The organism is Streptomyces sp. NPDC045899, from assembly GCF_056431485.1.
This window is the reverse complement of the sequence record NZ_JBWKKP010000041.1, coordinates 13677-40521: the sequence shown is the minus strand read 5'-3', so window position 1 is coordinate 40521 and position 26845 is coordinate 13677. Positions and strand designations below refer to the sequence as shown.

Sequence of the window (26845 nt, the reverse complement as noted above, 5' to 3'; positions counted from 1 at the left end):
ACGGGTGGTTTCCTGGACACCGGCACCATGGATGCCGGGTACTGGTACCGGAATCTGCGTGGCCAGGTCGGCTTCGAACCCGCCGTCCGCGCCCTGATCGACCACGGCGCCGGGTGCTTCCTGGAGATGTCTCCGCACCCCGTGCTCGCCATGGCCGTGGAGCAGACCGTCACCGCTCACGGTCCGGCGGGCCGTGTCGGCGTGGTCGGCTCCCTGCGCCGCGACGAAGGCGGCCTCGCCCGCTTCCTGCTCTCGCTGGGCGAGGCGCACACCGCGGGTGTGAAGACCGACTGGGCTGCCTGCTTCGCCGACTCCGGCGCCCGCCGTGTCCCCCTGCCCACCTACGCCTTCCAGCACAAGCGCTACTGGCTGGACGCCACCGGTCTCGCCGACGCCACGGCGGCCGGTCTCGGCCGGGTCGAACACCCCGTCCTCGCCGCCGCCGTGCGGGTGGGCGACCGCGACGAGTGGGTGCTCACCGGCCGGGTCTCCCAGCAGGGACAGCCGTGGACCCGTGACCACGCGCTGTTCGGCACGGTCACTCTGCCCGGCGCCGCGCTGATGGAACTGGTCCTGTCCGCGGCCCGCCACGTGGGCTGCGACCTGGTCGAGGAACTCACCCTCGACACACCGCTCGCACTCGCCGACGACACCGACGTACCGGTGCAGATCACGCTCGGTCCGGCCGACGCCGACGGCCGCCGTGAGGTGGCCGTCTACTCGCGGACGGACGACGACGAGCAGTCCGCCGACCCCGTCCTGCACGCGCGCGGCCGGATCGCCCCCGACGCCGAGCCCCGCTCCGCCCGGCTGGGCGAGTGGCCTCCCGCCGAGGCAGAGGCGATGTCGGTGGACACCCTGTACACCACCCTGGCCGAACTCGGCCTCGACTGCGGCCCGCTGCTCCAGTGCGCGCAGTCGGCGTGGACCGTCGACGGTGAGGTGTACGCCGAACTCGCGCTGCCCGACGGCACCGAGCCCGGCGGCTTCGCCCTCCACCCCGCCCTGCTGGAGTCCGCGCTGCACACCGCGCCCCGGCCCTCCGCCGACAAGGCACCGTCGGTGGCGTCCTGGTCGGGTGTGCGGCTCGTGGGCGACAGGGTCGCGCGGGCCCGTACGCGGATCGTCCCGCTCGGCGAGGGCGCGGTGCGGCTCGACGTCTTCGACGCCGAGGGCGCTCCCGTGGCACATATCGACCGGATCGTCGTACGGGCCGCCGACCCGGCCCGGTTCGGGGAGCTGCGCCGTGGTCAGAACGCACTGTTCCGGCTGGACTGGACGCCCGTCACGGCCGGCGCGGCCAAGCCGGTGCGGCTGGCCGCTCTGGGCCAGGTCGGCGGGACCGGCGGGGCGGCCGAGCGTCACCATGACCTCGCCGCGCTCGAAACAGCCGTCGCGGAGGGCGCACCCGTCCCGCAGACGGTGCTGACCACGATCGACACCCCCGCCGGGGAGACCCCCGCGGCGGTGCGCGAGGCCGCCGTACGGGCAGCGACCCTGGTGCGGCGCTGGCTGGCCGCCGAATCGCTGGGCGAGGCCACGCTGATCCTGGTCACCCGTGGCGCGGTGGCCGTCGCGGACGAGGCTCCCGATGCCGCGCAGGCAGCGGTGTGGGGTGTCCTCCGCGCCGCACAGTCCGAACGCCCCGGCCGCTTCCAGCTGGTGGACCTGGTGGACGCCGACGGGGAGCCGGAGTGGGGCGCGCTGCACGGCCTCGGCGAACCGCAGCTGGCCGTGCGCGAGGGCAAGGCGCTGGCCCCCCGGCTGGCCCGGGTGTCCGGCGCGGCCGCGGACCGCCCTCGGCCGCTGGACCCCGACGGCACCGTCCTGCTCACCGGTGGCTTCGGCGCCCCGTTCGCCGAGCGTCTCGTCACCCACCACGGGGCCCGCCACCTGGTGGTGGCCGCCCCCGGCGGTCAGGCCGACAGGCTGACCGCCGAGCTGGTGTACCTCGGCTCGCGGGTGCGCGTCGTGCCCTGCGACGTCACCGACCGCGACCAACTGGCCGCGCTGCTGGGCTCCCTGGAGCACCCGCTGACGGCCGTCGTGCACACCGCGGTGGTGCCCGACGCGGGTCTGATCGAGAACCTCTCCGAGGAACGTCTGGAGACGGTGCTGCGAGCCACCGTGGACACGGCGTGGCAGCTGCACGAACTGACCGCGGACGCGGACCTCTCCGCGTTCGTGACGTTCTCCGCCTTCGAGGGGCTCGTCGGTATCCCGGGCCAGGCGGCCGCCTCGGCGGCCGACGCGGCCCTGGCGGCGCTGGTGAGCGCCCGCCGTTCGGCCGGGCTCCCCGGCACCGCGCTCGCCTGGGGCTTCTGGGCCGACGGCCGCGGCATCGATGAAACCGGTGCGGCCGACCCCATGCTCGTCGCGCAGGCCGGAATCCTTCCGCTGACCACCGAGCTCGGACTCGACCTGTTCGACCGCGGTCTCGCCGAGGACGCACCGCTGCTGGCCCCGGTCGAACTGGACCCGGCCGTGCTGCGTGAACAGGCCCGTGCCGGACTGCTGCCCGCCGTCCTGCGCGGCCTCGTCCGGGTCCCCGCCCGGCGTGCCGCGTCCGGCGGCACCCTGGCGCGGCGTCTGGACGGGGTGGCGGAGACGGAGCGCCACGGTGTGGTGCTCGAACTGGTGCGGGCTCAGGTCGCCTCCGTGCTGGGCCATGACTCCGCCGACGAGGTGGACGGTGAACGGGCCTTCAAGGAGCTCGGCTTCGACTCCGTCAGCGCGGTCGAACTGCGCAACCGGCTCTCCCGGAGCACCGGGGTGGCGTTGCCCGCCACCGTCGTCTTCGACCACCCCACCCCCGAGGCCGTCACCCGGCTGCTGCTCCAGCACGTCGACGGCCCGGCGCAGGCCGACCTCCCGGCCGCGCGGAAGCGGCGCGGGGCGGTGGACGAGCCGCTGGCCATCGTCGGCATCGGCTGCCGCTACCCCGGCGGTGTCACCTCCGCCGAGGACCTGTGGCAGCTGGTGGCCGAAGGCCGTGATGTGATCGGTCCGCTGCCGGCCGACCGGGGCTGGGACCTGGAGCGGCTGTACAGCCCGGACGGTGAGCGGGTCGGTACTACCTCCTCCTCCGGCGGCGGGTTCCTCACGGGCATGGGCGACTTCGACGCCGAGTTCTTCGGCATCAGTCCGCGCGAGGCCGTGGCCATGGACCCGCAGCAGCGACTGCTGCTCGAGACCTCCTGGGAGACCCTGGAGCACGCCGGGATCGCCCCGACCTCCCTGCGCGGCACCGACACCGGCGTCTTCGTCGGCATCACCGGCTCCGACTACAGCATGCTCGTGCCCGCCGAGTACGAGGGCTACCGCGTCACCGGCACCATGTCGAGCGTCGCGTCCGGCCGTATCGCCTACACCCTGGGGTTGGAGGGTCCCGCGGTGTCGGTGGAGACGGCCTGCTCCTCCTCCGGTGTCGCGCTGCACATGGCGGCGCAGGCGCTGCGCGCGGGCGAGTGCTCGCTCGCGCTGGCGGGCGGCGTCACGTTCATGACGACGCCGATCACCATGACCGAGTTCAGCCGCCAGGGCGCCAACTCCCCGGACGGCCGCTGCCGTGCGTACGCGGCGTCGGCCGACGGGACCGGTTTCTCCGACGGTCTGGGCCTGGTGGTGCTGGAGCGGCTGTCGGACGCCAAGCGCAACGGCCGGAAGATCCTCGGACTGATCCGGGGCACCGCCATCAACCAGGACGGTGCGAGCAACGGTCTGACCGCGCCCCACGGTCCCTCCCAGGAGCGGGTGATCCGGCAGGCGCTGGCGAACGCCGGGCTCTCGCCGTCGGAGGTGGACGCGGTCGAGGGCCATGGCACCGGCACCGTCCTCGGTGACCCGATCGAGGCCCACGCACTGCTCGCCACCTACGGCCAGGAGCGCGACGGGGACCCGCTGTGGCTGGGCTCCATCAAGTCCAACATCGGCCACACCTCGGGCGCGTCCGGTGTCGCCGGACTCATCAAGATGGTGATGGCGATGCGGCACGGACAGCTGCCGCGGACGCTGCACGTGGACGCGCCCTCCCCGCACATCGACTGGGAGGCGGGCGAGGTCGAGCTGCTGACCGAGGCACGGGAGTGGACCAGCACCGGCCGGCCCCGCCGCGCGGGCGTGTCGTCGTTCGGAGTGAGCGGCACCAACGCGCACATCATCGTCGAGGAGGCGCCGGGCGCGGACGAGACCCCGGCCGCCGCGGCCGGCACCACCGCGGCTCCCGCCGTCCCGGTCCTGCTCTCCGCGCGCACCGAGGCGGCCGTACGCGCCCAGGCCGAGCGCCTGCGGCGGCATCTGGTGGCCGACCCCGGGCTCTCCCCGCTCGACATCGGGCACTCCCAGCTGACCTCGCGGGCGGCCCTGGAGCACCACGCGGTGCTGGTGGCCGCCGACCGTGAGGAACTGGTCGGCGAACTGGCCGCGTTCGCCGTCGGTGAGGTCACCGAGCGGACCGCTCACGGCCGTCCCGCCACCACCGGCGCCAAACCGGTGTTCGTGTTCCCGGGCCAGGGTGCCCAGTGGGAGGGCATGGCCGTCGAACTGCTCGACACCTCACCGGTGTTCGCGGCCGAGATCGCCGACTGTGGCGCGGCGCTCTCGGAGTTCGTCGACTGGCGCCTGGAGGATGTGCTGCGGGGTGCGCCGGACGCGCCCTCCCTGAAGCGGGTCGACGTGGTCCAGCCCGCGCTGTTCGCCGTGATGGTGGGGCTGGCGGCGCTGTGGCGCTCCCACGGTGTCGAGCCGTCCGCGGTGGTCGGCCACTCGCAGGGCGAGATCGCCGCCGCCTACGTGGCCGGTGGTCTGTCGCTGCGCGACGCGGCCCGCATCATCGCCGTCCGCAGCCGGATCGCCCACGAACAGCTGATGGACACCGGCTGCCTGGCGTCGCTCGCCGTGCCGGTGGAGCGGGTCGAGGAGTTGATCGCGCCCTACGACGGCCGGATCACCGTGGCGGCCGTGAACGGTCCCGCGGCGGTCATCGTCGCCGGCGACCTGGACGCGATCGCCACCCTGGTGGAGCGCTGCGACCGTGAGGACATCCGGGCCAAGCGGGTCCCGGCCACCTTCGCCTCGCACTCACCGCATGTGGAAGTGGCCCGCGACGAGATGCTGGAGGCGCTCGCCCCGGTCGAGCCGCGCGGCGGGAACGTCCCGCTGTACTCCACCTCGCTCGGCGCGTTCGTCGACACCGCCACCATGGACGCCGCGTACTGGTACGGCAACCTGCGCAACCCGGTCGGCTTCGAGCCCGCGATCCGCGCGCTCACCGAGCACGGCACCGGATGCTTCCTGGAGATGTCCCCGCACCCGGTGCTGGGCGTGGCGATGGAGGAGACCGTCGCCGCCACCGGTGCGAGCCGCGTCGGTGTCGTCGGCTCGCTGCGGCGCCACCACGGCGGGATGAAGCGGTTCCTGCTCTCCCTCGCCGAGGCGCATATCGCCGGGGTGAAGGTCGACTGGGCCGCCTGCTTCGCCGGTTCCGGCGCCCGGCGGGTGCCGCTGCCCACATACGCCTTCCAGCGCAAGCGGTACTGGCCGAGCGTGAGCCGGACCACCGCGGGCGATCCGGCCGCCGCCGGTCTCGGCCGGGTCGAGCACCCGGTCCTCACTGCGGGGATGCAGCTCGCCGACCGGGACGAGTGGGTGCTCACCGGCAGGCTGTCCCATGAGTCCCAGCCCTGGCTGCGCGACCACGCCGCGTTCGGTCTGCCGGTCGCCCCCAACACCACGCTGGTCGAACTGGCGCTGGCAGCGGGCCGCGGGGTCGGGGCGCCGCTGCTCGACGAGATGATGTTCGAGGCGCCGCTGCTGCTGCCGGACGGCGCCGCGTTGCAGATCCAGGCGATCGTGGGCGCCCCCGGCGCCGACGGCCGCCGCCCGGTGGCGGTCCACTCGCGCCAGGACGGTGACCAGCGCGCCGGATCCACCCGCCACTGCACCGGCTGGCTGGCGCCGGACACCGAGCCCGCCGTGGGCTGGGCGGGCCAGTGGCCGCCCGCCGGGGCCGAGCCGGTGCCGGTGGACGGGCTCTACACCGCGCTGGCCGGTCTCGGTCTGGACTGCGGTCCGGCACTGCACGGGGTACGGGCGCTGTGGCGCTCCGGCGGCGAGCTGTACGCCGAGCTCGCGCTGCCCGAGGACCTCGGCGGGGCGGACTTCGGTGTGCATCCGGCGCTGTTCGAATCAGCGCTGCACGCGGGCCAGTCGGGCTTCACGGAGCAGGACACGCCGAGGCTGCCGGTCTCCTGGTCCGGGGTGCGGCTGGCCGCGACCGGTGCCACCGCCGGCCGTGCGCACCTCACCTCCGACGGCGACACGCTGCGGCTCGAGGTGTTCGGCGAGGACGGCGCGCTGGTGCTCGGTGTGGACCGGGTCGCCTTCCACGACGTCGATCCCGCCCATCTCGAGGAGCTGCGCCGCGGGCAGAGCTCGCTGTACCGCGTCGACTGGGCTCCGGTCCAGCCGGGTCGCACCGCCCCGGTGCGGCTGGCCGCGCTGGGCGCGGTGGCCGGGGGAGCGGCGGAGCGCTACACCGATCTGGCCGACCTGGAACGGGCGCTGGCCGGGGGAGCCGCGGTACCACAGGCCGTCCTCACGGTGGTCGGCACATCCACCGGGGAGGGTCCCGCGGCGGTGCGGGGCGCGGCCGACGCGGCCACGGCCCTGGTGCGGCGCTGGGCGGACCACGGTCCGGCCGGTGACGCCGTGCTGGCCGTGGCGACCCGCCGCGCGGTGGCGGTCCGGGACGGAGAGGTCCCCGACCCGGCGCAGGCGGCCGTCTGGGGCGTGCTGCGGGCCGCGCAGTCCGCGCACCCGGGCCGGTTCCTCGTGGTGGATGTGGACGTGGAGGTGGACGGGGACACCGGACCCGCGTGGGACGTGGTCCTCGGCGCCGACGAACCCCAACTCGCGCTCCGGGCAGGTCAGTTCCTGGCACCCCGGCTGGCGCTGGTCCCGGCCGGTGCCACCGGCGGACCCCGATGGGCGGACTCCGGCGGCCCCGTGCTGATCACCGGTGGGACGACCGCCATGGGCGCCTCGCTGGCCCGTCATCTGGCCGCCCACCACGGGGTGCGCGAGCTGCTGTTGCTGGGCCCGTCCGGTGACACCGCGGACGCGCTGGTCGCGGAGCTGGCGGAGCTCGGTGCGCGGGCGCGTGTCGAGACCTGCGGGCCCGACCGGCTGGCCGAGGTGATCGGGTCCCTGGAGCGGCCTCTGGCCGCCGTCGTACACACCGGTGGCGAGCCCGAGGGGCTTGAGCTGGGCCGGCGGCTGCACGCGCTGACCGAACGGACCGGCCTCACCGCCTTCGTGGTGTTCTCCTCGTTCGCCTCCCTCGGGGGCGGCACGGCCCAGGACCCGGCGGCCGACGCGGCCGCCGAAGCGCTGGTGCGCGGGCGCCGCGCGGCCGGACTCACGGGCACCGCCCTGGCGTGGGGCCCGTGGGAGGGCGACCCCGTGTCCCCCGGGACCGCCGGACTGTCCGCCGAGCGCGCGCTGGCGCTGTTCGACCAGGCCCTCGCCACGGACGCCGCCCTGCTGGCCCCGGTCCAGCTCGACCCGGCGGCGCTGCGGGCCCAGGCCCGTGAGCGCACGCTGCCCGCGCTGCTGCGCGGACTGGTCCGGCTGCCCGCCCCGCGCGAGACGGGCGGCGGGTCGCTGGCCCAGCGGCTCGCGGACGTCTCCGAGGCGGACCGCGAACGGGTCGTACTGGAGCTCGTCACGGCCCATGTCGCGGCCGTGCTCGGCCATGACGCCGACGACACGATCGACGTCGAGCGCAGGCTCAAGGAGCTCGGCATGGACTCGATGAGCGCGGTGGGCCTGCGCAACCGGCTCTCGCAGGCCACCGGCCTGCGGCTGCCCGTCTCCTTCGTGTTCGAGCACCCGACTCCGGCGGAGATCGCCCGGCAGCTGCTCAAGCGGGTCGGCTCGGGAGCACCGGACACCGGGGCACCCGAGGCCGCCGGGGAGACCGTCAGCCTGCGGCTCCGGCAGGCCGCCGGCGACGGGACCCTGCCGGAGGCGCTGCGGAGGCTGCTGGACGCCGCGCACACCAGGCCGGTGTTCTCCTCGGCGGCCGAACTGCCCGACGGTGACGGCCGTCTGGCGCAGCTGGCCTCCGGGCCGGGCCGGGTGAAGGTCGTCTGCGTACCGTCCTATGTGTACGTGGTCGGCTCGGGCCAGGAACAGTTCATGCGCCTGGCCGACCGGTTCGAGGGAGTGCGGGACGTCCACGTCTGCTCCTTGCCGGGCTTCGGAACCGGACTCTCCCCGAGGTCCCGGGAGACGGCCGTGGAGGTCCTGGAGGGTGCGATCCGCGCGGCCGTCGGTGACGCCCCGTTCGTTCTGGTCGGCTACTCGATGGGCGGTGTGGTGGCGCGTTCGCTGGCCGAGCGTCTGGAGTCCTCCGGGGCCGCGCTCGCCGGAATCGCCATGATCGACACACTGGCGCTCGACGGCGACGTGGGCGACGAAGGGGATGAGGACGCGACGGGCCGGGTGTTCGCCGGCATGCTGGCGGAGATCCTCACCCAGGAGCGGCGCGCGGTCTCGATCGACGACGCGAGCTGGCTGTCCATGGGCGCCTACCTGCCCCTGTTCACCGGCCACCGGCCGGAGCCGGTGTCGGCCAGGACCCTGATGGTCCGGGCGGCCCGGCCGCTCGGCGGCACGGTGGCGCCGGACGGACCGCGCTGGCAGACCACGGACGATCACGTCGAGGTCGACGCCGACCACTTCGCCCTGATCGAAGCCGCCGCGGCGGATACCGCGGACGCGATCGAAAGGTGGATCGAGGCATGAGGGGCGACGGGTTGCGCCGGGGGATGTCCATCGCGGTCGTCCTCGTCGGGGTGTTCATCTCCGCGGTGGACATGCTGATCGTGAACATCGCCTTCCCCAGCATGCAGGAGTCCTTCTCCTCGGCGAGTCTCACCGATCTGTCATGGGTGATGAGCGCCTACGCGATCACCTTCGCCGCGCTGCTGCTGCCCAGCGGCCGCTGGGCCGACCGGTCCGGGCGCAAGCGGGTCTTCCTGCTGGGCCTCGGGCTGTTCACCGCCGTGTCCGCGGCCTGCGCGGCGGCGCCCGACCTGGAGGTGCTCGTGATCGCGCGGGCCCTCCAGGGCGTGGGCGCCGCGTTGATGGCGCCCAGTTCGCTGGGCCTGCTGCTCGGGCTGTTCCCGCCGTCGCGGCGGGGTGTCGCCATCGGACTGTGGACCGCGGTCGGCGGTGTCGGCTCCGCCGCCGCGCTGCCGCTCGGCGGACTGCTCGCGGAGATCGACTGGCGCTGGGTCTTCGTGGTCAACCTGCCCCTCGGGGCGGCGGCGCTGCTGATCGGCGGCTGGTCGCTGAGCCGGTCCGCCACCGAGGGCGGACCGGTCCCGGACCTGCTCGGTATCGCGGTGCTCGCGGCGTCCGTCGCCGCCATCGTCGCCACCATCTCCCAGGGACAGGTGTGGGGGTGGGACAGCGCCCAGGTCATCGGTCTGTCGGTGGCGGGCGCGGTCGGCCTGGCCTATACGGTGCGCCGTGGGCTGCGCCATCCCGCGCCGGTCATCGAACCCGCCGTCCTCAGGATCCGGCCCGTGGCCCTGGGCAACATCGCCACCGGCTTCTTCTTCGTGGGCGTCGGGGCGATGGCCATGTCCACCATCCTGTTCCTGACCCAGGTCTGGCGGCACACCACCCTGCGCGGCGCCCTGGAGATCGCCCCGGGGCCGCTGTCGGCCACCGTGTTCGCCGTGCCCAGCGGTATCCTGGCGGTCCGTTACGGGGCGCACCTGGTCGGACTGGCCGGCGGGGTGCTCTTCGCGGCGGGTGGCCTGTGGTGGACGTTCGCGCTGGACGCCACCCCGGACTTCACCGGCCACTTCCTGCCCGGTGCGATCATCGGCGGCATCGGCTTCGGCCTCATCCTGCCGCCGCTGGCCGCGGCGTCGACCCTGTCCCTGCCACCGGAGCGCGTGGCCACCGGCACGGGGATGTCCTCGATGTCCCGTCAGATCGGCATGGCCGTCGGTGTCGCCGTGATCGCTTCCGTGCTCGACGGTGTGCCCGGCCTCTCCGACTTCCGCACCGCATTCATGATCATGACCGGCGCCAGCCTCGTCAGCGGGCTCGCCCTGTTCGCGATCGGCCCGGTGAGACCGTCCGCCCCGCCCGGCACGGGCGGCGGCAACCAGTCAGAGCACGTGACCCAAGCGGCAACGAGATAAGGAAGCAAGGTAACCAGCGAAATGGACCACTCCAGCAACGCTCACGACGCGGCGGTCGCATCCGGGGGCAAGTGCCCGATAGACCACTCCTCACCGGCTCCGAAGGAGGTCATCCCGTCCACCGCGCTGCCCGCCGTGGACATGGCGCGCATGCGTCAGGTGCTCAGCATCTGGGCCCGTCCGGAGCCGTTCCTGAAGAAGGCCCGCGCCACCCACGGCAGCCGGTTCCGCGTGACGATCATCCCCGGTGTCCCGCTGTACGTGATCTCGGCACCGGAGGACGTCAAGCAGATGTTCCTGGCTCCCCGGGACGTGCTGCACACCGGTTCCAGCAACACCCCCATCGAGAAGTGGACCGGCCAGAACGGTCTGGCCTGGCTGGACGAGGAGGAGCACACCGCGCGGCGGCGCAGTGTGATGCCCAGCTTCCGCGGTGACGCGCTCAAGCGTGTGGAGAAGGAGGTGTACCGGCTGGCCAGGGAGACGGTCGCCTCCTGGCCGCGCGACCGGGCCTTCGCGGTCCACCGGTTCGCCCACCACTACACCACCAAGGTCATCCTCGAAGTGCTCTTCGGTGAGCACCGTCCGGCGAACGAGGACGCGATGTTCGAGGAGGTGATGAAGATGCTGGAGTTCAACTCCCGCCCGTCGACCATGAAGCCGTTCCATATCCTCCCCGACGGCAAGATGAAGCGCATGCGGCTGTTCCGGCCCAACGGTGTGAACGAGTTCCTCACCCGCCGCGCCCGGGTCCACGCGATGGTGGACGCGGCCATCGAGCAGCGCGAGCGCTCCGGCGCGGTCGGCGACGATCTGCTGGGCGTGATGCTGGGCATCACCAACGCGGACGGCACCAAGCCCAGCCGGGTCGAGATGCGCGACGAGATCATGACCCAGTTCCTGGCCGGTACCGAGACCACCGCCTCGGCCATCTGCTGGGCCATGGAGTACCTCACCCACGCTCCCCACGTGGTGGAGCGGCTGCGTGAGGAGATGGCGGAGGGCGCGGGTGACAAGTACCTGACCGCCGTGGTGCACGAGGTGCTGCGGCTCGGCCCGCCGATCCAGCAGATCGTCCCCCGCGAGGTGGTCAAGCCGATCGAGATCGGCGGGGTGCGCTACCAGCCCGGCGACCGGCTGTGGGCCAGCGCCTACCTGCTCAACCGGGACGAGCACAACTACCCGCAGCCGGATGAGTTCAAGCCGGAGCGCTTCCTCGGCGTCAAGCCCGCCTCGCACACCTGGATCCCGTTCGGCGGCGGTCACACCCGCTGCCTGGGCGACCGGGTCGCGCTCATGGAGCTCAAGGCCACCCTGACCGAGATCCTGACCACGTGTGACGTCGAGCGGGCCGACGCCAAGCCGGAGTCGGCGCACAGCCGGACGGTCGTCAACATCCCGCGGAACGGTGCCCGGATGGTGTTCCGTCCGCGCAGGGCGACGGCCGGAATCGGCGCGGGCTGAGCCCCGCGGGCGAGCGCCCCCGGTAGGTTGGTTCCGCCGCGCGTGGCCGGGGTTCACACCTCGGCGGTCCGCTCGCGCCGCACATGAGATGGAGGTTTGGATGAGGCTCCCGAACACCGCGTTCACCGAGCGGCCGTGGAGGGTCCACGAGTTCATCAAGGACTTCGAGGTCGAGGACGTATGGGACCTGGACACCCCCGGGGGCCCGGACGATCTGGCGCTGCTGGTAAGGCAGTTCGACGGTGACGGGTCCGATTTCGCGCCGTCGCCGATGTACAAGGTGCTGTTCGCCATCCGCTGGCGGCTCGGTGCCCTGCTCGGCTGGGACAAGGAGAAGCACGGGGTCGGCCCGCGCAACCCCTCCCTGCGGGACCGGCTGACGGATGATCTGCTCAACGGCCGGCGCGGCCCGGACCTGAAGACCGTGCCGATGAAGTCGGTCTTCCAGACCTCCGACGAATGGGTCACCGAGGTCGTCAACAAGACCGTGCACGCCGCGATGCACATCGGCTGGGTGGACGACGGGAACGGCAGGCACCACGCGCAGATGGCCGTGCTGGTGCGCAAGAAGGGGTTCCTCGGCAAGGTGTATATGCCCGCCATCCTGCCCTTCCGGCGCATCTTCGTGACGCCGTCCCTGGTCAAGGCGATCGGCCGCTCCTGGCATACGAGCACACCCCGCTGAAACTCCTCTGACCAGCACCTGAACGATGTGGCCGCGCCGGATCCCCGGCGCGGCCACATCGCGTGTGAGCGGGGGCGGACACCCCGCCCCCGCCCGCCGCCCGGGCGCCGCGTCCGCGAAAAAACGTCCTGAAGTGTATCCACGGGGCCCGTTCGCGGATCGTGCAGTCAAAGGGGTAAGAGAGGGCTGGAGCTCTATGGGCGTGAACGAGTGCGGGCAGGGGCTCACCGGTGTGGGTCCCGATGCCGTCGCCGTCATTGGAATGTCGTGCCGGGTTCCCGGTGCCGAGGATGTGCGCTCCTTCTGGAGGCTGCTGGAAGCGGGAGAGCACGCGATCGCGGACGGACCGGCCGACCGGTGGCCGACCGGGATCGCCGAGCTGGCGCGGCACCCACGGGGCGGTTTCGTGGACCGCGTCGCCGACTTCGACGCGGACTTCTTCGGGATCTCCCCGAGAGAGGCCGCGGTGATGGACCCGCGCCAGCGCATGGTGCTCGAACTGGGCTGGGAGGCGCTGGAAGATGCCTTCCTCCCGCCCGAGAGCCTGCGCGGCAGTGCCACCGCGGTGTTCCTGGGCGCCACCGGCGACGACTACGCCTCCCTGGTGCACCGGCACGGCGGTGACGCGCTGACCCACCATTCGATCGCCGGGCTGAGCCGCGGTCTGATCGCCAACCGGTTGTCCCACCAACTCGGCCTGCACGGACCGAGTCTGACGGTGGACACCGCGCAGTCCTCCTCCCTCGTCGCGGTACACATGGCGTGCGAGAGCCTGCGGTCCGGAGCCGCGCGCACGGCCCTGGCGGGCGGTGTGCACCTGAACCTGGTGCCGGAGAGCACCATCGCCTTCGCCCGTTCCGGGGCGCTCTCGCCGGACTGCCTCAGCCACACCTTCGACGCCCGCGCCAACGGCTTCGTCCGTGGTGAGGGCGCGGGCGTGGTCGTGCTCAAGCGCCTGGCCGACGCGGTGGCCGACGGCGACCAGGTGTACTGCGTCCTGCTCGGCGGCGCCGTCAACCACGACGGCCCCGGCGCGCTCACCGTGCCCAGCGCCGAGGCGCAGGGCGCCCTGCTGCGCGGGGCCTACCGGGCCGCCGGAGTCGCCCCCGAGCGGGTGGGCTACGTCGAACTGCACGGCACCGGCACCCGGGCGGGTGACCCCGTCGAGGCGAGCGCCCTGGCCGCCGTGTTCGGCGAGGGCCGTGACACCGGACGACCCCTGCTGGTCGGATCGGTGAAGACCAACATCGGCCATCTGGACGCCGCCGCGGGTGTGCTCGGCCTCATCAAGGTCGCGCTCTCGGTGCGCCACGGTGTGCTGCCCGCCAGCCTCAACTACCGCAGTCCGAACCCGGACATCCCGCTGGACGAGTGGAAGCTGCGGGTCAACGCCGACGCCGCCCGTTGGCCCGACGAGCCCCGGCTGGCCGGTGTCAGCTCCTTCGGTATCGGCGGCACCAACTGCCACCTCGTCGTCGCCGCGCCCGATCCGGAGACCGCGCCCGACCCGGAGCCCGCGCCGCGGGCCGAGGAGCCCGCCGTGACCGGCACTCCGGTCCCGGTACTGGTGTCCGCCCGCACCCCGCAGGCGTTGCGCGCCCAGGCCCGGCGGCTGCACGACTGGGTCGCTGAGGACACCGCGCTGAGCCCGCTGGACGTGGGCTTCTCCACGGCCACCACCCGCTCCTCGCTCAAGAGCCGGGGCGTGGTCCTCGCCGCCGACCGGGCGGAACTGCTCGACGGCCTGGCCGCGCTGGCCGAGGGCACACCCTCACCGCGGGTGGTCACCGGCACCGCCGCCGAGGGCGGCCGTGTGGTGTGGGTGTTCTCCGGCCAGGGCGCCCACTGGGTCGGTATGGCCAAGGGCCTGTGGGACGCCAACGAGGTGTTCGCCGCCCGGATGGACGAGTGCGAGGCGCTGCTGCGGGAGTTCGGCGGCTATTCGCTGCGCGAGGTGCTCGGCGACGAGGACGCCCTGACCCGCATGGACGTCGTCCAGCCCGCCTTGTTCGCGGTCATGGTCTCCCTGGCCGAGGTGTGGCGTGCGGCGGGTCTGGAGCCGGACGCCGTGATCGGCCACTCCCAGGGCGAGATCGCCGCCGCCACCGCGGCGGGCATCCTCTCGCTGGCCGACGGCATCCGCCTGATCGTCGCCCGTGCGCGGATCATCACCGAGAAGCTGTCCGGGCGGGGCCTGATGGCCGTCCTGGACCTGCCCGCCGACCAGGTCGACCAGTCGCGGGTCTCCATCGGCGCCGTGAACTCGCCCGGGACCGTGGTGATCTCGGGCGACCCCGACGGGGTCCGCGCCGCCGTCGCCGACTGCCAGGCCCGGGACATCCGCGCCCGTGTCGTCCCCGTCGACTACGCCTCCCACTGCGACCACGTGGAGTCGATCCGGGACGAGGTCCTCGACGGAGTGGCGGGCGCCGCCACCACCGACACCGGTGTCGCGTTCTACTCCACCGTCGTCGCCGGACGCGTCGACCCCGCCACGCTGGACGCCGAGTACTGGTACCGGAACCTGCGCGAGCCGGTGCGCTTCGCCGACACCGTCCAGGCCCTGGCCGATGACGGCTTCGGGGTGTTCGTGGAGGTCAGCCCGCACCCGGTGCTGACCATGCACGCCGCGGCCACCGTCGGCTCCGCCGTCGTACAGCCCACGCTGCGCCGCAACGAGGACGAGACGCACCGTCTGCTGCTGTCCATGGCCGAGCTGTACAGCCGCGGTGTCGACCTGGACTGGCGCGGGGTGTTCACCGGGGCCCGTCGGGTGCCGCTGCCGACCTACGCCTTCCAGCGGGAGACCCACTGGGTCGACGGGGCCGCCGTCGAGGAGCCCACCGCACGGCAGGTCGCCGCCACCGCGGTGACCGCGGCCGGGACCGCCCCGGTTCCCGCCGGGATGTCCGAGCAGGAGCTGTGGACGCTGGTGCGAGGTGAGGCGGCGGTGCTGCTCGGCCACGCCGACACCGCGCGGATCGGCACCGACAACACCTTCAAGGAGCTCGGTTTCGACTCGGTGACCGCCGTGCAGCTGCGTGACCGGCTCAACACCGCGACCGGTCTGCAGATGCCCGCCTCACTGGCCTATGACCACCCGACCCCCGCGGCGGTGGTCCGCCATCTGCGTGAGCAGTTCACCGGACCGGGCGAGGACTCCTCCGCCGCGGGAGCCGTTCCCGGCGCCGCCGCGGACGACGATCCGATCGCCATCGTCGGCATGAGCTGCCGGCTGCCCGGAGGTGTGACCACCTCCGAGGACCTGTGGCGGCTGGTCGCCGACGGGGTCGACGCCATCACCGGCTTCCCCGAGGACCGGGGCTGGCAGGTCGAGGTGGACGCCGACTTCGCTCCCGCCGGTGGATTCCTGGACGGCGCGGCCGACTTCGACGCGGGCTTCTTCCGCATCAGCCCGCGCGAGGCTCTCGCCATGGACCCGCAGCAGCGGCTCGCCCTGGAAGCCGTGTGGGAGGCGCTGGAGCACGCGGGCCAGGACCCCGCCGCCCTGCGCCGCACCGCCACCGCGGTGTACATGGGCGCCATGGCCCAGGACTATCTGCCGCGCCTCCAGGAGGTGTCCGGCAACCTCGCGGGCCACGCCCTGACCGGCGGCTCCGGCAGTGTGGTGTCCGGCCGGATCGCCTACTCCCTCGGACTGGAGGGACCGGCCGTCACCGTCGACACCGCCTGCTCCTCCTCCCTGGTGGCCGTGCACCTGGCCGCCCAGGCGCTGCGCTCCGGTGACTGCTCGCTCGCCCTGGCGGGTGGCGTCACCGTGATGTCCACCCCCGGGATGTTCGTCGAGTTCGCCCGGCAGGGCGGACTGGCCGCCGACGGCCGCTGCAAGGCGTTCTCCGACGACGCCGACGGCACCGGCTGGTCCGAGGGCGTCGGCGTGCTGGTGCTGGAGCGGCTGTCCGACGCACGCCGCCACGGCCGCCGTGTCCTGGCCGTGCTGCGCGGCAGCGCGATCAACCAGGACGGTGAGAGCAATGGCCTCACCGCCCCCAACGGCCCCTCCCAGGAACGGGTGATCCGCCAGGCCCTCGCCGCGGCGGCACTGTCCCCGGCCGAGGTGGACGCGGTGGAGGCGCACGGCACCGGCACCGGTCTGGGTGACCCGATCGAGGCCCAGGCGCTGCTGTCGGTCTACGGCCGGGACCGCCAGGACCCGCTGTGGCTGGGGTCGTTGAAGTCCAACATCGGACACACCCAGGCCGCCGCGGGCGTCGCGGGTGTGATCAAGATGATCATGGCGATGCGCGAGGGCGTACTGCCCAGGACGCTGCACGCCGAGCGTCCCTCCAGCCGTGTCGACTGGACCTCCGGCGCCGTACGGCTGCTCGCCGAACGGCGCGACTGGCCGGAGGCGGACCGCCCCCGGCGCGCCGGGGTCTCCTCGTTCGGCATCAGCGGCACCAACGCCCACGTGATCATCGAGCAGGGCGATCCGGCCGGGCCCGTCGCGGCGCCCGCCACCGCGCCGCGCGGCGCCACGGTGTGGCCGGTGTCGGCGCACAGCGCCAAGGCGCTGGCCGGACAGGCCCGCAAACTGGCCGACGCGCTCGCCGGGGACCCCGCGGCGCACCCGGCCGACGTGGCCGTGTCCCTGGCCACCCGGCGCTCCGCCTTCGACCACCGTGCCGTGGTCATCGGCACGGACCGGGAGGAACTGCTCGGCGGCCTCGAGGCGCTGGCCCGGGGGCGGCGGGAGTCCGGTGTGGTCACCGGCCACGCCACGGCCCCGCCCACCGTCGGCGTCCTGTTCTCCGGACAGGGCAGCCAGCGCCTGGGGATGAGCCGGGAACTCATCGCGGCCTTCCCCGCGTTCGCCGACGCCTGGCGCGAGGTCTGCGCCGCGCTCGACCCCCTGCTGGAGCGGCCGGTCGACGAGATCGTCTCGGCCGAACCCGGCTCCGCGGGGGCCGGGCTGCTGGACGAGACCGCGATGACCCAGCCCGCGCTGTTCGCCTTCGAGGTGGCCGCCTACCGGCTGCTGACCTCCCTCGGTGTCGAACCCGCCGTGCTCGTCGGACACTCCATCGGCGAACTGGCCGCCGCATATGTGGCGGGCGTGTTCTCGCTGGCCGACGCGGCCCGTCTGGTCACCGCGCGCGGACGCCTGATGGGCGCGCTGCCGCGTGGCGGTGCCATGGTGGCCGTACAGGCGAACGAGGACGAGGTCCGGGCCGCGCTGGCCGGACACGAAGAGGCCGTCTCCGTCGCCGCCGTCAACGGTCCCACGGCCGTGGTGATCTCCGGGGTGGAGGAGGTGGTCACCGAGGTGGCCGCGGCGCTGGCCGCCGAGGGGCGCAAGACCACCCGGCTGCGCGTCTCGCACGCCTTCCACTCGCCGCTGATGGACCCCATGCTGGACGAGTTCCGCACCGTCGCCGAATCGGTCGCCTACACGCCCGCGCACACCGCGGTGGTGTCCAATGTGACCGGCGCCATCGCCGAACCGGGCGAGCTGGAACAGCCCGCGTACTGGGTGCGCCACGTACGGGACGCCGTGCGGTTCGCCGACGGTGTGGCCGCCGCCGTGAAGGCAGGGGCCGAGGCACTGGTCGAGGTCGGCCCCGACGGGGTCCTCTCCGCCATGGCCGCCGAATCCCTCACCGACGCCAACCTCACGGCGATCCCCCTCGTCCGCAAGGGGCGTTCGGAGGCGCGCGCCGCGGCGGAGGGCCTGGCCCGTATGCACACCGCCGGTGTCCCGGTCGACTGGCGGGCCTACCTCGACGCCGTCGGCGTCCAGGGCAGCCCCGTGGACCTGCCCACCTATGCCTTCGACCACCAGCGATACTGGGCGCAGTCCGGCAAGCCGCGGGGCGACCTCGCGGGCGCCGGACTCCAGCCGGTCGGCCACCCGTTCCTGTCCGCCGCCACCGAACTCGCCGTCGGCGACCAGGTGGCCTTCAGCGGGCGGATCGACCTCGCCACCGAACCCTGGCTCACCGACCACGCCATCTACGGCCACGCGGTGTTCCCCGGCGCGGCCGTGGTGGAGATGGCGCTGCGCGCGATCGAGGGCACCGACTGCCACACCCTGGAGGAACTGACCCTCCAGGCGCCGCTCACCTTCGCCGACGGCGCCGTACAGGTCCAGGTCGTCGTGGGCGAGGCGGAGCAGAAGACCGGCAGGCGCCCCATCGGCGTCTACTCCCGTCCCGCCTCCGGCGTCTCCAGCGCCTGGATCCGGCACGCCGCCGGGCATGTGGTCCCCAAGGCCCCTGCCCGCACCGCCGCCGAGGCCGTCTGGCCCCCGCAGGGCGCCGAACCGGTCGACGTGTCCGGCTTCTACCCGGAGCTGGTCGACCGCGGCTACGGCTACGGCCCCGCCTTCCAGGGGCTGCACACGCTCTGGCGGCTCGGTGACGAGGTCTACGGCGAGGTCCGGCTGCCCGACCACGTACCGCACGCCACGGGCGGGTTCGCGGTGCACCCGGCCCTGTTCGACGCCGCGCTGCACCCGCTGCTCTCGCTGATCGTCTCGGACGACCCGGCCCATACGGTGCTGCCCTACTCCTGGTCCGGGGTCGCCTGCCACGCGCCCGGCGGAAGCCGGCTGCGGGTGCGTGTCGCCCGGATCAGCGACACCGAGGTGTCACTCGCCATCACCGGTGCCGACGGCGCGCCCGTGCTCACCGTCGAATCCCTGGCCCTGATGCCCGCTTCGGCGGACCAGCTCTCCAGGGGCTCCCTGGCCGACTCCCTGTTCGCGCTGCGCTGGGCACCCGCCGAGCAGACTCCGCAGGGCCCGGCCGGCACGGCCGATATCGCGCATATCGGGACCGCGGGGGCGGGCGACGCTCCCGCGGCGGCGCGGGCGAGTGCCCATGCGGCCCTGGAGCTGGTGCAGCGGCGGCTGGAGGCCCCGCACGACCGCCCGCTGGCCCTCGTGACCACGGGCGCCGTGGCCGTCCTCCCCGGCGAAACGCCCGATCTGGCCCTCGCACCGGTCTGGGGCCTGGTGCGCTCCGCGCAGACCGAGCACGCCGACCAGTTCGTCCTGGTGGACACCGACGGCAGCGAGGAGTCACGGCGCGCCCTGGAGACCCTGGACGCCCGGGCGCCCCAGGTCGCACTGCGGCGCGGCCGGACCTATGTGCCGCGTCTGGTGTCCTCGCACGCCGCCACCACCACACGGCAGAGCTGGGACCCGGACGGCACCGTGCTGCTCACCGGCGCCACCGGTGGTCTGGGTGCCCTGCTCGCCCGGCATCTGGTCACCGAACACGGCGTGCGCAACCTGCTGCTCCTCAGCCGCTCCGGCGCGGCCGGTCAGGCCGCCGAGCTGACCGAGCTCGGTGCCAGCGTCACCCACGCGGCCTGCGATGTCTCCGACGCCGCGGCACTGGCCGAACAGCTCGCGCGGATCCCCCGGGAGGCACCGCTCACCGCGGTCGTGCACATGGCGGGCGTCCTCGACGACACCACCGTGGAGCTGATGACGGACGAGCGGATCGACCGGGTGTTCGCGCCCAAGGTCGACGCAGCCTGGCATCTGCACGAACTCACCAAGGACATGGACCTGTCGGCCTTCGTGCTGTACTCCTCGGTCGTGGGTGTGGTCGGCAACGCGGGCCAGGCCAACTACGCGGCGGCCAACGCGTTCCTCGACGCGCTGGCCGAGCACCGCGCCGGAGCCGGACTGCCCGCGCTCTCGCTGGCCTGGGGCCCGTGGGAGCTCGGCATGGCGAGCACCCTCGGCCAGGCCGATCTGGCGCGGTTCCGCCGCCACGGGATGACACCCCTGACGGCGGCGCGCGGCACCGCCCTGTTCGACGCGGCACTCGCCGCGGAGGAGCGGCTGCAACTGCCCGTGCAGATCGAACGGGCCGCTCTGTGGCAGGACACCGTCCCCGCGCTGCTGCGCACCCTGGTCCAGCCCGCGCTGCCCGCGCCCGCCGAGCGGCCCGCCGCCGAGGGGAGCGGGGAGTCCCCGATGGCGGGCCGGCTGGCCCTCCTCGCGCCGGAGGAGCAGCGCGAGGAACTGGTCGCCCTGCTGCTGGAGACCGCGGCCGTGGTACTGGGCTATCCGTCCGCCGATGACATCGACGCCGATATGTCGTTCCAGGAGATCGGGTTCGACTCGCTCAGCGGTGTCGAGTTCCGCAACCAGGTCAAGCAGGACACGGGAGTCCACGTCCCGGCCACGGTGATCTACAACTATCCGACGCCCGCCGCGCTGGCGGAGCGGCTGCGGGAACTGCTGTTCCCCGAGCCGGAGCAGGCGGAGGCGGACCCCGCCGGCCTGCCGGACGACGAGCTCGACGGACTGGACGGGCTGGACGAGATCGACGACCTCGACATCGAGGCGCTCGTACAGCGGGCGAATGCCGAATGAGCACCGCGTGACCCCGTGTGCTGACCTCGACAAGGGTGGAGAGATGAAACCGGAAGACCTGAAGGCCGTTCGCACGTTCGTGAAGGAGTGTCTCAGCGGCTCACACACGGAACTCGACGCGCTCGGGGAGAAGCCCTCGGACGTCTACGAGAAGTTCCGGGACACCGGACTGGCCAACTGGTGGCTGCCGGAGGAGCTCGGTGGCCGCGGACTGAGCCTCGAGGACAGCGTCGAGATCGTCAACGAGCTCTCCTACGGCGACGCCGGAGTGGCCTTCACGCTCTTCATCTCGGTGCTCGGCACCAGCATCGTGCAGCTGTACGGTTCCGAGGAGCTCAAGGCCCGCCATCTGGCGCCCATGGCCGAGCGCGGCTCGTTCTGCGCCACCCTGGGCAGTGAACGGTCGGCGGGCAGCGAACTCGCCAAGATCGAGACCGTGGTGGCGACCGAGGGCGACGAACTCGTCGTGACCGGTGAGAAGTTCTTCTCCACCAACACCGACTTCGCCGACTTCCTGGTCGTCGTGGCCCGTTCGGCCGAGGACTCCGAGGCGTACCATGCCGTGCTGATCCCGCGTGACACCCCCGGTGTCGAGATCGTGAAGCGCTGGGACGTGATCGGTCTGCGCGCCTCGTACACCTACCAGGTCAGCCTGAAGGGCTGCCGGGTGCCGGTCGCCAACCGCCTGGAGGGCTCGGGGCTGCGGCTGCTGGAGATCGGACTCAACGCCAGCCGCATCCTGATCGCCGCCACCGCGATCGGGGTCGCCCGTCGCATCCGCGACCACTGCATGACCTATGCCAAGACCAAGCCGCTGCGCGACGGAGTCCTTATGGAGAACCCCGTCTTCGCCCAGCGGCTCGGGCAGATGGAGATGCAGATCGACGTCATGAAGAGCCACTGTCTGCGCGCCGCGCGCGACTACGACGCGATCATGGCCGATCCGGGCGCCGCCGCCAGTTTCCACCGGCAGGGCACCCTGAAGTCCGCCCTGACCGCCAAGATGTTCTGCGGTCAGGCCGGCTGGGACGTGGCGAGCGTGGGCTCCGAGATGTTCGGCGGGCTCGGGTACACCCATGACCTGCCCATCGGGAAGCTGATGCGTGACATCCGCTATGTCTCCCTGGTCGAGGGCGGTGACGACGTCCTGCGCGATCTGCTCTTCAGCCGGTATGTCATCCCGGTGCCGCGCCGCTCCTAGGGACGCGCGGTCACAGGGCCCGGTGCGCACACGGCGCGCCGGGCCCTGCCGTCGTCCACGGGACTCAGGGGACCTCGGCCTCGAAGAGGGCGGTGCAGCCGTGGACGGTGAGGGTGTGGTCGGGGAAGCGGGCGGCCAGTTCGGCGCGCAGATCCTCCAGACGGTCCCCGGCGTTGTGCATGAAACCGCGCCGGTTCCACATCCGGAAGTTGACGCGTGCCGCCGCGCCCACCGGCACCCCCTGGGTGAGCACGGTGGCGCCGAAGAGGCGCCCGCCCGGCCGCACACAGGCCGCGACGTGGTCCAGCACCCGGGCCTTCTCGCGGATGGTGCCGGGCACGCAGTGGAGCAGGAAGTTCATCGAGGCCGAGCCGAAGGTCCGCTCCGGCAGCGGCAGCGGTTCCAGCGCGTTGGCCTTGACCGTGGTGATGTCGAAGCGGGCGAGCCGCTGGGCGGCGTGGCCCAGCGAGTGCTCGTTGAGATCGGCCAGGGTGATGGACTGCCCGGGCGTGGTACGGCAGTTGTCCAGGAAGTAGCCGGTGCCCACGCCGACGTCCAGGTGTTCGGGGGAGACATTGCGGTCGAACAGGCCGAGCACCTCGGACACCGGCACGCGGAACAGGAACCGGCAGTTGATTTTGAACGCGACCAGGTCGTACAGCGGCAGCGTCCACGGTCGGTAGATGGTCTGCCCGGCGAGCACCTGGTCTGAGTGGGGCGAGGCGGTCACGTGGAACCTCCGGCCGACGGAAGCGAATGCGTCGCTCAGAACTATACGGTGCCGTACATTCCCGTCGCCGCCCCGACCCGGACGGTCCGCTGTGACAGCTCTGTTGCCGGAAGTATGGGCTCCGTCACAGCCGACAAATGACCGCCCTGGTGTGATCGGCGGATGGTGCTGCTGTTCATCGTGGTCGGGCTGGTCACCGCCTTCGGGCTCACAGGACACGGCCTCAGCCTGCTCGGCCGGGCCGGCCTCCGCCGGACGGGCGACGGCGTGTGGTTCCGGACGCTCGCGGCCCTCCTGGGCGGCGCCGCGATGGCCGTCTACACCTGGGGCATGATCATCGTCGCTCTGACCGCCCTGTCCGCGGAGGACGGTGGCGCCGGTTCCTCGCCGATCATCCCCTGCCGGATCCCCGCCGAGGAGCAGCGCGTCCAGCACGTCGTCGACTACCGCATCGACTACATTCCGCTGCGCTTCGTCTGCGAGACGAACGGCCATGGCGACTACGCCACCGACGATGTGCCCGGATACATCAATCCGGCGGTGCTCACCCTGTCGCTCGCCGCGGTGGCCTCCGCCGGTGCCGCGGCGCTCGGCACGGAGCGCCGCGCCAGGGCGGCCCAAACACCCCGTGAATAACGGGAGACGCACGCTCTTTCCTCAATTCCCACCGTTGATGATATGAGTAATGAAAGCGTGGGTGACACTTTCTCGGTCCATGGACAGACTGGGACCCACCTCGGCGATGTGAGTCAGCGCAATTCCGCCGGGGGTTCCCTTCCCAGCCATGGAGGAAAGCCATGTCCTGTTCCATTGACACCCGGAAGGCTCTGGAGTTTCTGCAGACTTCCGGACTGGTCCATCTCGAGATACCGCTGGAGCAGCTGGTCCGCGCGACCACCACCCTCGACGAGGTCGCCGGCTATGTGCTGGCGTGGGAGAAGTACGTACTCGTCGTCGCGGCCGAATGCGACGAGGCCGCCGCCGCGGACCAGTGAGGACGACCTCGCGAGCCGAGGCCGACCCGGTAGCAGCACAGTGTTGAGGGGGCAGTTGTGGTACCCATGAAAGTGGCGGGAGAACTGCCCCGACCGTGGCGCGCGGTCGAGCAGCGAGCGGTTTCCTGGCTGGCCGCGCACCACTTCCGGTTCGACCCGCACACCGCGGAGGAAAGTACCGTTCTTTTCGCCCGCAAGGCACTGGTGGAGATGGCTCTGCTGGTCGGACTCCGCGCCCGGCTGGATCCCGCTCCTTTCGACGGCGACTATCAGCGGCTCTTCGACCGGATGAGCGCCGCGGCGAAACGCCCCTCCTACCGGGAACTCGTCGGCCGCGATGAACGCGCGCTTCTGTTGTACGCCGGAACGCATGCGGCGCTCCGGCTGTGCGGGCAGGAGAGCGAGGAATTCCACCACCTCATCGAGCAGTCCGTGGCGGGCCGCTACGCGACCTCGTTCGAGCGCATCCCCTATCGGCAGCTGGATCTGCTGCACACCCTGGAACTGGCCGGAGTGGACCACCCACTGCCCCCGGTCGAGGACGTCCTGCCGCTGACGCTGTTCTGCGCGGACCCGTCCGTGCTCAGGCTCGGGGACCGCGACATCTACGCGATCACCCATACGGTCTTCTACGCCACCGACTTCGGACTGCGCGTCCCGCGCTGGCCCGCCGGCTTCGACCTGTCCCGTGCGGTCGAGCTCATCGAGGCGCTGTGTCTGCTCTCCCGGCGCCGGGGCAACGCGGACCTCGTCGCGGAACTGCTCTGTTCGCTGCTCTGTCTGGGCGTCCACGACTCGGCGGAAGCCGAGCGGGGCTGGGCCTTCCTGGTGGAGGTACAGGAAGCGGACGGCCGGGTCGCCGGTCCGGAGGGGATCGTCCACCCGGGACTCGAGGGCTCCGACGAGGAGTACCGCTCCTGGGCCACGGCGTACCACACCACGATCGTCGCCGCGCTCGCCGGACTGCTCGCCCGCGGCGCCACCGTGATCCGCCGCCCACGGCCCTCGCCCGCCACCGCGCCGGACGACGCGCAGCGCACGACCGCCCTGCGCCGGGCCACTGTCTGGCTCGCCGACGCCGCCGTCACCGCCGACCTCGAGGACGCCCTGCCCGCGGCGGCCACCGCCGCGCGCGGAGCCCGCGCGCTCGCGGAACCCGCCCTCGCCCAGGCCGCGCTGGCCTCGGTCGTCAAACGGGTGGAGGCCGAGCAGGGGCCGTCACCGTGGCGCCGTGTCGGAGCCGATGTGGTCTTCGAATGCGCCCATGGCCTCCGGGCGGCGTCCCGCGACTGCGCCACGCTGGACCGTTTCCTCGAGGACACCGCCACCGCGCTGACCGGTCTCACTGCCGTCCCCGTCGCCGCCGTGGGCGGAGTGGCACAGCTGATGCGGCTGGGCTGGCTCACCGAGGACACCGGCAACGCCCTGGTCGCCTCCGCCGACCCCGCGCCCCTGATGACGGACGGCCCGCCACCCGCGATGACCGCCAAGGGGCTGGTCCAGTACGCCGGGGACGATCCGCACCGGCTGCCCGGCGGGGAGGCGGCCCGCGCGGTGGGCGAGCGGCTGGCCGCGGCCCTCCCGGCCGCCTGCCACGACTACAAGCTGGACGAAGTGGCCGTACTGCTGCGGTGCCTGATCCTGCTCGGCTGGGCCGACCACCGTGTGGTCCGCGACGGCGTCGAGTTCCTGCTGCGCCAGCAGACGCCTTCGGGGGCCTTCGGCTGGCCGGCCGTGGACGACCCCGACCAGCGCACGGGGCTGCGACAGCGGTGGACACAGAGCTGTGTGGTCACCCTGTCGACCCCCGCGGGGTGATCCGCGGGCACCTGCGAAGACGCCAGGAGTGCGCTGAAGGCTTCGGGGTACCAGTCTGCTCGCCGCGGCCCGCGCCGGACCGGGTCCCGTGGCACCCCGCCCCCTAGCGCGTACCGGCCAGGTGACACCATGACCACCACCCAGGAACCGCCCGAGCTGACTCCCCGACCGCCCGTGGCACGGGAGTCCGGGTCCGTCTCCCTCGACGACCGGGCCATGCGGATACGAAGACGACTCGAGCGCCTGATCGGCGTCGCCGCCACCGAGGGCAACGCGCTCACCCCGCTGCGCAACGGGGACGAGATCTTCGCCGCGATGCTGGAGGCGATCCGCTCCGCCGAGCACACGGTGGACATGATGACGTTCGTCTACTGGAAGGGTGAGATCGCCCGTGAGTTCGCGCGGGCCCTGGCCGACTGCGCCGCCAGGGGCCTGCGCGTCCGGCTGCTGCTCGACGGCTTCGGCAGCCGTCTGATCGAGGAGGACCAGCTGCGGGCCATGGAACGCGCCGGGGTGCAGGTGGCGTGGTTCCGCAAACCGCTGTACCTCTCACCGTTCAAGCAGAACCACCGCTGCCACCGCAAGGTCCTCGTCGTCGACGAGCGCAAAGCCTTCACCGGCGGGGTCGGCATCGCCGAGGAGTGGTGCGGCGACGCGCGCAACCCCGGCGAGTGGCGGGACACCCACGTCGAGGTCCGCGGACCGGCGGTGGACGGGATGGCCGCCGCCTTCGCCCAGAACTGGGCCGAGTGCCACGATGAACTCTTCGACGCACACGACCGGTTCGTCCAGCACAGCCCCCAGGGCGACGCCGTGGTCCAAGTGGTCCGGGGATCGGCCAGTTTCGGCTGGCAGGACATGCAGACACTGCTCCGGACCATGCTGGAGTCGGCCGAGGAACGCTTCCGGGTGGCCACGGCCTACTTCTCACCGGACGACTACTTCACCGAACTGCTCTGCGCCACCGCGCGGCGCGGTGTCGAGGTGGAGATCCTGCTGCCCGGTCCGCACACCGACAAGCGGGTGTCCCAGCTGGCCGGACAGCGTCTGTACGGGGCGCTGACCTCCTCCGGGGTGCGCATCCACCAGTACCAGCCGACGATGATGCACGCGAAGGTCGTCACCGTCGACCGCGTCGCCGCGCTCGTCGGATCGACCAACTTCAACCGCCGCTCCCTGGACCACGACGAAGAGGTCATGCTCGCCGTACTGGACCAGGAGTTCACGGCAACGCTCGACGCCCACTTCGAGGCGGATGTGGCGGCGAGCGAGCGCATCCTTCCGGGCCGGTGGCAACGGCGACCGCTGCGGCAACGCGCCCGCGAGGCCGCCGTCGCCCCCATCCGCCGGTTCCTGTGAGCCCCGGCCGGGCATGG

Annotated in this window: 11 protein-coding genes; 10 read left to right on the top strand and 1 reads right to left on the bottom strand. The window is 72.7% G+C overall.

All coding sequences use genetic code 11. The features are described from left to right. Positions 1 to 27 precede the first annotated feature (27 nt). The 6 genes from AC07FT_RS35045 to AC07FT_RS35020 all read left to right on the top strand — a co-directional run bounded on the left by AC07FT_RS35045 (position 28) and on the right by AC07FT_RS35020 (position 21926). Positions 28 to 8808 (top strand): alpha/beta fold hydrolase, encoded by an 8781-nt coding sequence (locus AC07FT_RS35045; protein ID WP_479180170.1) that lies wholly within the window; start codon positions 28 to 30, stop codon positions 8806 to 8808. Beyond that, positions 8805 to 10223, top strand: a complete 1419-nt coding sequence (locus AC07FT_RS35040; RefSeq protein WP_479180169.1) for an MFS transporter — start codon at positions 8805 to 8807, stop codon at positions 10221 to 10223. The genes AC07FT_RS35045 and AC07FT_RS35040 overlap by 4 nt, the downstream gene beginning before the upstream one ends. A 21-nt stretch (positions 10224 to 10244) precedes the next feature. Then, positions 10245 to 11687, top strand: coding sequence for a cytochrome P450 (locus tag AC07FT_RS35035; protein WP_479180167.1), 1443 nt, complete (start codon positions 10245 to 10247; stop codon positions 11685 to 11687). Between the two features lie 100 nt (positions 11688 to 11787). Then, positions 11788 to 12372 carry a DUF2867 domain-containing protein gene (locus AC07FT_RS35030; RefSeq protein ID WP_471201405.1) on the top strand — a complete coding sequence of 195 codons (585 nt, stop codon included), beginning with the start codon at positions 11788 to 11790 and terminating at the stop codon, positions 12370 to 12372. Positions 12373 to 12568: 196 nt separating this feature from the next. After that, entirely contained in the window at positions 12569 to 20725 is an 8157-nt protein-coding gene (locus tag AC07FT_RS35025; RefSeq protein ID WP_479180164.1) for a type I polyketide synthase, read from the top strand. A 43-nt stretch (positions 20726 to 20768) separates the two neighbouring features. Continuing rightward, positions 20769 to 21926 (top strand): acyl-CoA dehydrogenase family protein, encoded by a 1158-nt coding sequence (locus AC07FT_RS35020; RefSeq protein WP_479180162.1) that lies wholly within the window; start codon positions 20769 to 20771, stop codon positions 21924 to 21926. Between the two features lie 64 nt (positions 21927 to 21990). Here AC07FT_RS35020 and AC07FT_RS35015 read toward each other — a convergent pair whose 3' ends face one another. Continuing rightward, complete coding sequence (locus AC07FT_RS35015) at positions 21991 to 22656, bottom strand: class I SAM-dependent methyltransferase (RefSeq protein WP_479180161.1); 666 nt, start codon at positions 22654 to 22656, stop codon at positions 21991 to 21993. A gap of 162 nt (positions 22657 to 22818) precedes the next feature. Here AC07FT_RS35015 and AC07FT_RS35010 point away from each other — a divergent pair, with 162 nt between their 5' ends. The 4 genes from AC07FT_RS35010 to AC07FT_RS34995 all read left to right on the top strand — a co-directional run bounded on the left by AC07FT_RS35010 (position 22819) and on the right by AC07FT_RS34995 (position 26828). Beyond that, positions 22819 to 23292, top strand: coding sequence for a hypothetical protein (locus AC07FT_RS35010; RefSeq protein ID WP_479180159.1), 474 nt, complete (start codon positions 22819 to 22821; stop codon positions 23290 to 23292). A 161-nt stretch (positions 23293 to 23453) separates the two neighbouring features. Further along, the gene (locus tag AC07FT_RS35005; RefSeq protein ID WP_254750985.1) at positions 23454 to 23651 is read left to right on the top strand and encodes a hypothetical protein; all 198 of its coding nucleotides are present in this window, start codon (positions 23454 to 23456) and stop codon (positions 23649 to 23651) included. 66 nt (positions 23652 to 23717) lie between these two features. Then, the gene (locus AC07FT_RS35000; RefSeq protein ID WP_479180158.1) at positions 23718 to 25469 is read left to right on the top strand and encodes a DUF6895 family protein; all 1752 of its coding nucleotides are present in this window, start codon (positions 23718 to 23720) and stop codon (positions 25467 to 25469) included. A gap of 129 nt (positions 25470 to 25598) precedes the next feature. Continuing rightward, positions 25599 to 26828 carry a phospholipase D-like domain-containing protein gene (locus AC07FT_RS34995; RefSeq protein WP_479180156.1) on the top strand — a complete coding sequence of 410 codons (1230 nt, stop codon included), beginning with the start codon at positions 25599 to 25601 and terminating at the stop codon, positions 26826 to 26828. Positions 26829 to 26845: the final 17 nt, after the last annotated feature.